We start from the raw sequence: 10,042 nt of genomic DNA on the forward strand, positions 1-10,042 counted from the left end.
CTCTTTGATTCGATCCAATCGATACAGCAGCGTATTTCTGTGAATGCAGAGCATCTTCGCCGCAGAAGCAATATTTAAGCTGCAGTTGAGAAATGCGTTCAACGTCTCCATCAAATCCGGGAAATCGGGAAGAGCGCCCAGCGATCGGTCAATAATATGCGCCCTCGTGGAGGCATTTACTTCGGCACACATGAGCTCAAGACCGAGATCGTAAAAATGCTTGACGGCGGCGTTTTCAGGAAACAGCCGGTTTATTTTCAAAAGGGTTAGCGCCTCTTTGTAGGAAACGTGCAGGGCATCTGCGCCGGGTACCTGTCGTCCTACCGTAAGATAAGCTTTGGTGCTCATCCGCTCCGAGATCAATTTCCGGATTTGGTTCGAGATCGACTCAAATCGGCTTCGATCGGTCAAAGGCTGCATTTCCGTAATGATAACCCAACGGTTCCTTTGTACCCGGGAGCACAAGATTTGTCGGGGGTTTGGAAACAGGTTCGATATTTTGCGGACGAGCGATCGATGAATCTCTAACGTTTCTGTTTGTTTATCGCTATTTTCGGTTTGGATAACCCATGCGCTTCTTGGAAGGGTAAGATCAACGCCAAGCAGCTGGCCTCTGGCTATCACCGCATCGAGCCCACGGTCGTTCTGCCCGGCGATCAAATCCTGTACCAGAAAGTCGCGCGCCTTCTCCTCGTTGCCGACCTGTTCACTCAGGAAGGCTTGCTGCAGCATGAGCTCCGTCATCATTTGAACCGCTTTGCCGAAAGGCTGCACTTGATCCGGATCGCCCGTTATACCGATAACGCCTATGACCATATCGTCAAAGCGTATAGGCATGTTTATGCCTGGTTTGGTTCCTATCATCTTCTGATAGATCTCTTCGGTTATGATCTGGTCTACACCGTTCTGGATAGCCTTTGCGGCTCCTTCGTGAAAGGTACCTATTCGCTCATGATCGCTGGAGCTGATGATAATGCCAGTAGCGTCCATAACGTTCATATGCAATGCTGTTAATTCCTTTGTTTTCTGAACAATATTATCCGCAAGAGATCGAGTAAGAATCATCACATTTAACCTCACAAGCTGTATTTTGATTTTTACTACCTCCATATACCTAAAAGAAATATTGCCATTTTGTTGGCATTTACGGGTCGGAAGGCAGCCTAAGTCCTAATGGCGGGAGGAATTATATCTTATATCGGTATCCAAAAGATAATGCATAAAACCGTTCGTTAGCGAACAAGCTACTTGTTAGTGCTCCAGCGAGCGCTTCAATTACCAGGAGGCGATAAACGTATGGCAAAACCGGATAATCGAGCAGATAATGTGGAGCATTTACAGCAAAGTATTCAGAATACAAAGCAAAACCTGAATGAAGCTGAAGAATATTTAAACGAATTCTCCTCTGAAATCAGCAGCGAGGAACGCAACCAAATCGAAGAAAAAAATGAACGCCGTAAAGTAAGCATTAAAGGCTTTCAAGAGGAAGTTAAGGACGAAGCAGCACATAATCAAGAGTAAAAAAAAAAACGGCGATTCAACCCCACACCTGCAAAATGGGGCTGAATCGCCGTTAGCCTTTTAGGAGGACAATTCCGCCAGCAGCTTGCCATGTCTGTCAAGCATCCGGTCCATGGATGGTGAACAGCTATGACTCAACTTCATGCTTATCCTCCCATACCGTCTGCGGCTGGTAGAAGTAGACTTTACTCCCAGCATTGCTCTCAACAGCGCCTTGAATGGTTGCGGGCTGTTACGATGGCAAGGAACATATAGCAGCCGCGTAAATTGACAAGTGATAAAGTTCCTCCCTCATCTTTCATCACCAGAATGTCAAAATTGCCGGCCTCTTCCCCACGCAGAAAATCCCAGCCACTGAGGTCGGCCTCTAATTTTTCCGAATACTTTATAAGTGCCTCAGCGGTATCCCTCTCTGGGTCAATCGTAAAAGAAAAAAACTCTGCATCGCGGGTCCCGGCCTCGATCTCTAAGACGTCGAGCAGCTGCGCCCGAGCATCCGTACCGCCATCTGCCCCACGTGCTGGCGACGCCCCATATCGGCTACGTGACGCAAGCTGCCTGCCGTCGGTTCCTCGAGCACTCCGTCCGCAGGCCAATCAGGCATCCAGCGAGAGCCTGAACGCTTTTACCGTAATGCCATCGTCCGCCGGTTGAAAATCGTACTGCGGCACGTGTTCGAAACCAAGCCTCCCGTACAATTGAAGGGCGTCCTTCATAAACTCGCCGGTATGCAGGCCGATCCACCGGCAGCCTCGGGCTCTAGCCCGCCCGATGCATTCTGCGATCAGCGCCGATGCCACGCCCTTCCCCCGATATTCGGGAGACACCGCGAGCATTCGGATCTCCGGATAGGCCAGCTTCAGGGCATGGCCCTCGTATGCATCCGTGTCTGGCGGGAACATCGCCACGCTGCCTGCGATATGTCCGTCGACCTCGGCGACGATGAGATCGACGCCCGGCTGCGTGTCGGCTTCCGACGTGATCGCCCGCGCCAGCGCCTGCCAATGGGCGTCCGGAATGGACTTCGCGTGCTCGCGGTAGGCGTCCAGTCTTTGTTGCCGAATGTAGCTCCTCTCGCCCGTTGCGGCGTTGCGTAGATTCATCGTTTTCGACTCCTTCCTGTTAGACGCGAATGAGAAACTTTCCTTCCTGACCGCTCAGTACATGCCGATCGTGCGGCGAATCCCAGACGGCCAAGTCCGGCCCTTTCGGCAAAATGCCTGCTTCCGGCTTGTCCGTCGCAATGGTGATCGACAGATGATAGTGCCGCTTGATCGCGTCGAAATCGGTCGTGTCGCCGAATCCAGGGGTCTGGTACAGGTCGCGCGCATACCCCCACAAGTGTTTGAACTCGCGTATGAGGGTGCGGTTGGTCCGGAACGCGGTATAGTAAGCCGCATCGAACCGGACCAACGTCGTATACAGCCTGACGTCAGAGTCCGTGATGTAATCCCCGTGCAAAAAGCGGCGCTCCGACAGCCTCTGCTCCAGCTCGTCCAATCGGGCGAACAGCGTATCGTAAGCGGCGTCGTAGGCCTCCTGGGAGCGGGCGAAGCCGCATTTGTATACGCCGTTGTTGATGTCTTGGAAGATGGTCTCGTTCAAGGCGACGATCTGATCGTGCAAAGGCTCCGGATACAAATCGGGCGCATTCGGCTTGTGATAGGGGGCCCACGCCGTCTCCAAATCGTTGGTCAGCTTGAAATAGTCGTTGTTCGCGACCTCCCGCTTCTTCACGTCCACGACCGCCGGCACGGTCGGTCTGCCCTCGTAATCCGGGTCCGTCATCAAGTAAATCTCGCTCATATACCGAATGCCGAGCACTGGATCGACGCCGTCCGGGTCCAAAGAGAATTCCCAGTCCACGCGCTGAAGCCTTGGCCTCATCGGACTAACGGTTCCCAGGCTGATCGCATCCTCGAGTCCGAGGACGCGCCGGACGATGACGGACCGATGGGCCCACGGGCATGCCGCGGACCACAACAGGCGGTATCGCCCCGCTTCGACCGGCAGCTCGCCGGGCCCATCCCCGAACGGGGTCGTGAATCGATTGATCTGACGTTTGAACGACCCGTCCTTCGTGATCTCGTCAGGCTTGTGGCTCGATTGTTCGCTCTGGGTCATATTTCTCATCCTTTATTGGGGATTTATAGCTTTTATTCTATCTCATTCTCGGCGGCCCTGACACTATGATGTGACTGGCGCCGCACCCCGTTCACGTCCACTGAAAATAAACCCAAAGCGCTTTCGTTATTCGCTCAGGCACAGCTTGGCACATGCTCATTTATTGCTTATTTCATAGAGAAGGGAAGGGGAATGCTGTGGGGACGCATATCAAAATAGCCAACCAACAAATCAGAAAAGCACGGGAACACTTCGGAAAAGTAAAGGATAAAGAGCTGGCGGAAAGCTTGAAAGACTCTTCCACGCGGACGTCTTCATGCTATTCGGGCGGTCAAATATAGGGGAGAAGTGTTGATCACCCTAAAGAAGCCGCCTATCCGCATATGCCGAAATGGATGCCAACCCGCGAGACAAGGCAGACCCTATTACATGATGGAGTGGATCGAAAATCGGAGGCTTGAAGCGGAGGAGTAAGGTTGCGGCGCGCGCTTGACGAGGTTTAAGCAAGATAAGCGAGAGGCGTATTGGTTTAAACGGCATGGGCATGATTGCATGACGCTATATCAGGACGCCGCGATTATTCTTCGGAAGCCCTCCGTGATGAGCATGCTGGCCGAGGAAAAAACCTTCCGGCGACCCTCATCCACGGAGACGTTACTTCCGAACCTGATCAACCCCTCGCTCCTGCATGCGTTGCTGACGGGTTACGAAGAAATAAAGCTCCTGCTTCCCGAGAAACGAGCGTTGATCCGGGCCTTATTCGCCTTTCCGCGCGAAGCCTGGATCGCGGCCTTCATCTTGCGCTGAATCGCAAAGGGAAAACGCTTCGCCTGTTGAAGCAATCCTGGGATGCGCGCCTTCCCAGCCTTGCACCCATTTCCTGTCAATGAGGAGATGACCGTGATGATCAACAGCGCCGCCCACCCCAGCAGCTGTGAGCACCGCCGTACAGCCGTTTTTGTCATCGGCTTACCCCAAAATGGACGCATGACGGAAATGCCGGCTGCGGCGATGCGTTCAGTCCACCACCGGGAACCAGCCCGGTGCGCCCATGATGCCTTGCCAGAGCGGATCCGGAATGACCAGCCGGCGCTGGTCCTGCTTGCTGAGCGTCGTCGCGATCTCGGCCTCCCGGCCTTCCGCGACCTTAGCGACCCAATCGGGCTCCATGATCAGCTCGCGGCCAAGGGCAACCAGCGCTGCGCCCGTCAACAGCGCCTCCAGCGCTTCCTCGGGTGTATGCACGGAGCCGACGCCGATGACGGGCGTCCGTCCGCCGGCCGTATCCGCAATCCATTGCAGCCGCGACTTGCTGTCGTCCGCCCCGACCCGCGGTTGGGACCGGAAGTCCATGAGCGACACATGGAGATAGTCCAGCTCCCGGCCTGCAAGCGCGTCGACCAGCTTCAACGTGTCGTCCATCGTGATGCCGTTCTCCTCCGGTTCTTCCGGCGAGAAGCGGTATCCGACGGCAAACGGCCGTTTGGCATGCTCGGCGACGACCCGCTTTACCTCTTCCACCACCGCGAGCGGAAACGTCATCCGTTTGGCCAGATCCCCGCCCCAGCGGTCGTCGCGGCGGTTCGTATGCGGCGAGAAAAACTGCTGCAGCAGGTATCCGTTCGCGCCGTGAATCTCCACCCCGTCGAAGCCCGCCTCAATCGCCCGCCGCGCCGTCTCCCCGAAGTCGCGCACGATGGCTTCGATCTCTTCATCCTGAAGCGGCCTTGGCCTGACATTCCCGTTCTGTTCCGACGGTACGTCGCTCGCACTCACGATATCTCCGTTCGGCACCAGCTCCGGCGGACACAGGCGCCCGCCGTGGAAAATCTGCAGCAGCGCTACAGCCCCTTTTTCCTTGATCGCGGACGCAAGACGCCGCAGGCTTGGAATCATGTCGTCGGTGTCGGCGCCGAATTCGCCGGCGAACCCTTTGCCGTTGCGGGTGACGTAGGTGCATGCGGTCACGACCATGCCGACGCCGCCGGCGCGACGGATGTAATAGTCGACCTCGGTGTCCGACACCGTGCCGTCCTCATTCGACGACCAGTTCGTCATCGGGGCCATGACGATTCGATTGTCCACCCGGATGCCGCTTCGCAGCGTAAAATCTTCAAATAATGGCTTATATTTGGGGTTCATGCGCATGTCCTCCCTATGGATGATTAGACCTTCACTAGTTTGTTCAACAATGGGAAAAGCATGCGAAGATGGAGAAACACGATTAAGATGCATCAGGATACTTACTGTATGCCGTGACCAATCGGGTACGGACAGCTTCCCGACAGCGGATCTGGCCGACAAGCCCTGCCGGGATATTTAATTCTGCGGTGACGAGAAAAAAGAGGAACACGATGTCATCGTGTATGATCCAGCCGAATCATACCGGAACACGCTGGATTTTGCCACGCATGCCGACAAGTGGGGATACCACCGGTATTGGCTTGCGGAGTACCACAATAGGCCTTTTATCGCGAGCTCGGCCACTTCCGTTTGACCGAGCCGTCACCGACTGCGAAAGAAAAACCGTCAGGGAACGTCCCCGACGGCTCTGCAGGATTGGTGAAACGATGTCGGTTCCTTGTTGGGATGAGATGCACCAAAAGCCCGGCCTTCCAGGCCAAGCTCCTTACATATTCCTCCGACAAATCAGCCCGGATCGGAGATGCCCGCTTTGCGTCTTCTCTCCAGTTCTCGTTCCAGGCTCTCTTTTCCCCGGTCCATCGCCCAGTAGTGGTTTGCCCGGAACAACGGCTTGAAAATTGGCGACAGATATCTCAGCAGCGGCTTGTCGGCAGTCACGTACCAATCGAAACGCGCGTTTACGTAATCGCCGTCCTGTTGAAACGTCCACGTGCCGTGGCCGGTCAAATCGCCTGTGCCCTTCAGCGAAATGCTGTGAGGCGCCTGCTCGCCCGTTTTGCAGGACTGCCAGCGCAGCTTGTACGGCAGCTTGCTCTTCGACAGAATGGCGTACACCTCGCCGCCGGTCTCCAGATCTTTGCCGGCCGAATCGATCTTCAAGTACACGCTGGGCCACCATCTCTGATAGTCCGGGAAATTCGAACAGATTTCGAAAACCTCCCAGATGTCTCCTTTAATCCGCCATTCCGTCGGCATATAGTACTCGTTCGTAGCCATGTTCCCTCCTGTATCAAATTACGGGTTTTATTCCATATCATGTTTCTATTTGTAATAATACACCAAACCCCAATTTCCGGTGAACGTGCATCTCAACATTTTTTTAAGAAAACGTACTGCGGCATCGGTTCAAACCCGAGCTTCGTATCCAAGTTCAGCGCATCTTTCATAAACTCGCCGGTATGCATCAATTCGCGACGCTGCAGCATACAACTCACCTATCACGATTCGAATTGAAAGCCAGGAAGGGATAGGAACGGAATTAATCGTATATGTACAAAATGAATAGGAATAATAAGCAAGATAAAGTGTTCTTGCATAGGAGTTATGAAGGGAGTCCATTACTTTGAATGTTGAATTGTTAAAGGATCTGATTAAGGATGATCGGGGCAATTATTACGCAGCAGTCCACAAGGAAGGGAAGGAGCTGACTTTGGTTAATGCGATGCTAGAGCGGTCTTACGTAGATTTATTGGAGTTTAATGAGGAATTCAAACACAAGTATGCAGAGTACGAGCACCAGTTCATTGGCAAAATCATCATGGATAAGGTGCGGCACGACGTCGTATTCGCTTCCAAAGAGGACGGTCATGGCCGAATGCATGATTTGGGCAAGGTAATGAGCGAATACACGGTTACGTTTATCGATATGATTGAATTTTACCGAAATCCTCGGACAGGACGCCTATGACAGCGAAACCGATTAAACTTAGTGTTTTGGATTTGGTCCCCGTTTTTGATGAGGTCGATGCAACCTTTGCACTGGGACAAGCTGTAGAGTTGGCTCAAGCAGCCGAAAGACTGGGATATTTCCGTTATTGGGTGGCGGAACATCATGACATGCCAGGGCTGGCATGCACCTCAACGGATGTGCTGCTATCGCATATCGGTGCAAAAACGCAAAGCATTCGTATCGGATCCGGGGCATTGCTGTTGCCGCATTATAAGCCTCTTAAAGTTGCAGAATCCTTTCATTTGCTCGCTAGCCTGTACCCGGGACGAATTGATCTTGGGTTAGGAAGGGCGCCCGGCGGTTCCGCTGAAGTCAGCCTCGCTCTTAGTGACAACTTTCTTGAAAATGTCTGGAAAATGCCAGAATTGCTCCGGGGAGTTTCCGAGTTTTTGCAGGGGAGCTATGAATATGAAGGACGTCGGATTACCGCCCGCCCAACTCCATCCGTACCGCCAGAACTGTGGCTGCTAGGGACAAATAAGAAAAGCGCGGCTTATGCGGCTGAGTTTGGAACCGGTTATGTTTTTGGTCAGTTCATGAGCGAAGTAGCCGGGGAGGAAGTATTAAGGGCTTACCGCGAAGCGTTTACTCCGTCAGCTCTTTCCCCTGTACCGCGAGCGATCGTTGCCGTTGGTGTCGTTTGCGCGGAAACAGAGGAGGAGGCAGAGAGGCTGGCATCCTCGGGTACAGCTTTGTTTCAACAAGAAGCTTCCGCAAGGGAAACGGCTCCGCTTTCGGAGCGTAAGCTGCTGATAGGCACGCCTGAGAGCCTAAAGAAAAAGCTCCAACAGTTATCTCACTTGTATGGCGTTGATGAATTCATTGTCGTTACAATGATTCCCGACTATCGGATACGGTTGCGTTCTTTTGAGCTGCTTGCCCATGCATGCTTAATGGCTTAATTCGTTAATTTAGAACACAGAAACCTCCTATGGTCCATAGGGGATAATTATCCTTCTAAAGCCTTCCTCTACCGCTTTTACCGTTCTATCGGCCCTCCCATTTTTCGCCGTCACTTATGTTATGGTTCACCGTTTCATCTATAGAGCGAAATCGAAAGGCACCCGACTGGGTGCCTTTCGATTGTCCTTAAAATCTCAAAGAAAATTGTGCTCACTTGCTTTGATTTTTAAATCTACTTTATTTAAAGCATGATACACACATAGTTATGAAAGCTTGTATTTAGGTGTAAGAACCGCAGGTACTTCCCCTATATGAAAGAAATTTCTTTTAAATTACCGTGCTTAGCTCAGGTTGTTTTAAATAAAGTTTATTTTCTGCTGCTTCAATGATACAAGTTTTAAAACGATCAATAGTCTCCATGATCTCGCTTAAGGTTACAAAAAAATCCTCTGGATCAAGATCTGTCTTCTCCCCATGTACTACTTCATGCCTTTTTGATAGTAGACTATAATCTATAAAATGTCTTTTTGTCTCGAACAAATCATATTCCAATCCAACACTCTTCAATATCTCTTTTAAAGCACTTGAAGTTGGATTCCCTCCGGTTTTTATAATCTTATCATCGTTTACTTTGAAATTCTTGAGTTGTGCACCTTCTAAATCGTCAAGCAAGCTAGAGTAAACACTTAGCTTATCTGTTTCGTTACATTGATCAAATTTCGCCTTAAACTTTATAGACAAAAAGCAATTCTTTAGATTACGGTAGGAAACTCCTTGACTTGCTATGAATATTATATATCTGTTTGCAGCAAACTTAATAAATCCCTCAAAGTGAGCAGATAGTAATGCAATAGCAGCTCGAGTGTGCAAGTTTTTATTTACATTACTTCTCTTTATTACTCGTTTCATTTCAAATAATTCTTTCTTTCTCCACGCCAAATCTTCATCAAGCAGATCTTCGAGCTTTTCAATTGTCCTAATTTTCATACATTAAAATACCCTAAACTCAACGTAGATAGGCTTTTAAATCTATTGATTGGCCGAATTCCTCGTCTAGTACTATCTAGGTAAACCGGATTAGAATATAACTCTTTAATCTTTGATAAAACTACTTCCCGATCAACCTGCTTTAGTTTATGAATATTTTTGCTTACACCTAACACAATTGCTTCATACGAGCTAATCAGAACGGCTCCTTCAAATCTTCCCTTAACATCGTAATATTTTCTGAAAACATCATCAGCTAAGAGATCCTTAAGGTAATCGAAGGTTTGCTTAAAAATAGCTTTCTCGTGTTCTAAGTCTATTGCATTCTCTTGAGCAATGTGTGTCATTCTTTCCGTTAAATACTCATGCATATTGTCTTCTCTATTTATTTCATCCAGGTTACTATGCCTAGCAACAATGAATCTGACGACCATTTCCATATCATTTTGTTGCTCCACATTGTTGTCGGTTAGAGGCAAACAATCTTTAAAGTTTTCATACTCGTTTAATTCCTTAATAGCTAAATAAAGGTCTCTATTAATCATAACGAGTAGACAGTTTCTAATCTCTTGAGGACTAAGATGAGCTCCACCTGTATTCAATCTTTGAAAGAGTTCATACTTTGCATTAGGG

The 10,042-nt window shown here is 50.5% G+C and carries 11 protein-coding genes and 2 pseudogenes; 5 read left to right on the plus strand and 8 right to left on the minus strand.

Annotation, left to right across the window (positions count from 1 at the left end; translation table 11 throughout):
* A partial coding sequence (locus tag BN871_RS18735; protein ID WP_198158068.1) for a sugar diacid recognition domain-containing protein occupies positions 1-1,065 on the minus strand: 1,065 nt, incomplete at its 3' end.
* Positions 1,066-1,296: 231 nt separating this feature from the next.
* On the opposite strand from BN871_RS18735, the gene tlp reads away from it, so the two are divergent.
* On the plus strand, positions 1,297-1,521 hold the full coding sequence (gene tlp, locus BN871_RS18740; RefSeq protein ID WP_048748327.1) for a small acid-soluble spore protein Tlp: 225 nt from the start codon (positions 1,297-1,299) through the stop codon (positions 1,519-1,521).
* Between the two features lie 203 nt (positions 1,522-1,724).
* Here the strand turns inward: tlp and BN871_RS30310 are convergent, their stop codons facing one another.
* Genes BN871_RS30310 through BN871_RS18755 form a run of 3 tightly spaced genes read right to left on the minus strand, consistent with a single transcriptional unit; the run spans position 1,725 to position 3,645 of the window.
* On the minus strand, positions 1,725-2,117 hold the full coding sequence (locus BN871_RS30310; protein WP_048748328.1) for an SCO family protein: 393 nt from the start codon (positions 2,115-2,117) through the stop codon (positions 1,725-1,727).
* The gene (locus tag BN871_RS18750; RefSeq protein ID WP_021877650.1) at positions 2,118-2,624 is read right to left on the minus strand and encodes a GNAT family N-acetyltransferase; all 507 of its coding nucleotides are present in this window, start codon (positions 2,622-2,624) and stop codon (positions 2,118-2,120) included.
* 19 nt (positions 2,625-2,643) lie between these two features.
* Positions 2,644-3,645: a glutathione S-transferase family protein gene (locus BN871_RS18755; RefSeq protein WP_048748329.1), complete on the minus strand. Its 1,002-nt coding sequence runs from the start codon at positions 3,643-3,645 to the stop codon at positions 2,644-2,646.
* Between the two features lie 600 nt (positions 3,646-4,245).
* Here BN871_RS18755 and BN871_RS18760 point away from each other — a divergent pair.
* Positions 4,246-4,452, plus strand: a complete 207-nt coding sequence (locus BN871_RS18760; protein WP_157053981.1) for a hypothetical protein — start codon at positions 4,246-4,248, stop codon at positions 4,450-4,452.
* 210 nt (positions 4,453-4,662) lie between these two features.
* Here the strand turns inward: BN871_RS18760 and BN871_RS18765 are convergent, their stop codons facing one another.
* Complete coding sequence (locus BN871_RS18765) at positions 4,663-5,787, minus strand: NADH-dependent flavin oxidoreductase (RefSeq protein ID WP_048748330.1); 1,125 nt, start codon at positions 5,785-5,787, stop codon at positions 4,663-4,665.
* 229 nt (positions 5,788-6,016) lie between these two features.
* Here BN871_RS18765 and BN871_RS29265 point away from each other — a divergent pair.
* Positions 6,017-6,139, plus strand: a pseudogene (locus BN871_RS29265) (LLM class flavin-dependent oxidoreductase); the annotation flags it as partial.
* Between the two features lie 155 nt (positions 6,140-6,294).
* Here the strand turns inward: BN871_RS29265 and BN871_RS18770 are convergent.
* Positions 6,295-6,786 carry an SRPBCC family protein gene (locus tag BN871_RS18770; RefSeq protein WP_021877645.1) on the minus strand — a complete coding sequence of 164 codons (492 nt, stop codon included), beginning with the start codon at positions 6,784-6,786 and terminating at the stop codon, positions 6,295-6,297.
* A gap of 346 nt (positions 6,787-7,132) precedes the next feature.
* Here BN871_RS18770 and BN871_RS18775 point away from each other — a divergent pair, with 346 nt between their 5' ends.
* Together BN871_RS18775 and BN871_RS18780 are read left to right on the plus strand one after the other, a co-directional pair.
* Positions 7,133-7,477, plus strand: coding sequence for a hypothetical protein (locus BN871_RS18775; RefSeq protein ID WP_021877644.1), 345 nt, complete (start codon positions 7,133-7,135; stop codon positions 7,475-7,477).
* The gene (locus BN871_RS18780; RefSeq protein WP_048748331.1) at positions 7,474-8,421 is read left to right on the plus strand and encodes an LLM class flavin-dependent oxidoreductase; all 948 of its coding nucleotides are present in this window, start codon (positions 7,474-7,476) and stop codon (positions 8,419-8,421) included. Before BN871_RS18775 ends, BN871_RS18780 begins: the two co-directional genes overlap by 4 nt.
* 328 nt (positions 8,422-8,749) lie before the next feature.
* Here BN871_RS18780 and BN871_RS18785 read toward each other — a convergent pair whose 3' ends face one another.
* A complete protein-coding gene (locus BN871_RS18785) occupies positions 8,750-9,409 on the minus strand; it encodes an MAE_28990/MAE_18760 family HEPN-like nuclease (protein ID WP_021877642.1) in 660 nt (219 codons plus the stop codon).
* Positions 9,406-10,042 (minus strand): annotated as a pseudogene (locus tag BN871_RS28565) (DUF262 domain-containing protein); the annotation flags it as partial. The pseudogene BN871_RS28565 and the gene BN871_RS18785, both read right to left, overlap by 4 nt.

Source organism: Paenibacillus sp. P22, assembly GCF_000469945.2.
In the GTDB taxonomy this organism is placed as follows: Bacteria; Bacillota; Bacilli; order Paenibacillales; family Paenibacillaceae; genus Paenibacillus_O; species Paenibacillus_O humicus.